At 66.1% G+C, this 819-nt stretch carries 1 protein-coding gene; it reads right to left on the bottom strand.

Annotated features, from left to right (window positions below; genetic code table 11):
• Window positions 1–630 (bottom strand): aldehyde dehydrogenase family protein (locus ACXJKH_RS21490; RefSeq protein ID WP_457322418.1); only part of this gene is annotated, 630 nt, incomplete at its 3' end.
• Window positions 631–819 lie beyond the last annotated feature (189 nt).

The raw sequence follows: 819 nt of genomic DNA, 5'->3' as shown, positions 1-819 counted from the left end.
GGCACGTTCACTGCCCGTCAGCGTGACCGCCTTGACCCGCTTGTCGCGCAGGACGTCGGCGGCCTGGTCGTTGTCGATATGCAGCACGTCGAACACGCCCTCGGGCAGGCCGCCATCGCGGCAGACGGCGAGGATCAGGTCGGCGCACTGCGGGACGTTGCTGGCATGCTTGAGCAGCGCGACGTTGCCGGCCATGAACGCCGGCGCGAGGAAGCGGAACACCTGCCAGATGGGGAAGTTCCACGGCATGACCGCGAAGACGCAACCGATGGGCTCGTAGCGCACGTAGCTGCGCTGGGCTTCGGTGTCGATCAGCTGCGGCTTGAGGTAGTCGGCGGCGTGGTCGGCGTAGAACTCGCAAGCCTGGGCGCACTTTTCGATTTCAGCGAGCGCTTCGGCCTTGAGCTTGCCCATTTCGCTGGTCATCGCCTGCTGGACATCGTTCTTGCGCTGGCGCAGTTGCGCGGCAATGCCGCGCAGGATGGCGCCCCGTCCCTGCAGGGACTGCCCCGACCACAGCGGGAAGGCCTTGGCGGCGGCGGCCAGGCGCTGTTCGATCTGCGCGGCATCGAGCAGTTCGTGGCGGTAGGTGACCTGGMCGGTGGCGGGGTTGATGATTTCAACGGTCATCGCGGTGCTCCGAAAGACAGGCGGTGATTGTGCGCTGCGGCCTGTGAGCCGGATGTTGCCGGATGGGTCGGGAAGGCTGTTCTGGTTGCGACATGGGGTCGCAGATGTGGGTGGGCCGCAGAAAGCACCGTTTCATGGGCGGGTGGTTGGCACGGTGCGGGTGGGATGCCGAAAGCAGCGTTTCAYTGG

This window comes from Stenotrophomonas sp. P5_B8, assembly GCF_054049855.1.
Note: the sequence above shows the minus strand (reverse complement) of the source record. Positions and strands in the feature narration are given on the sequence as shown.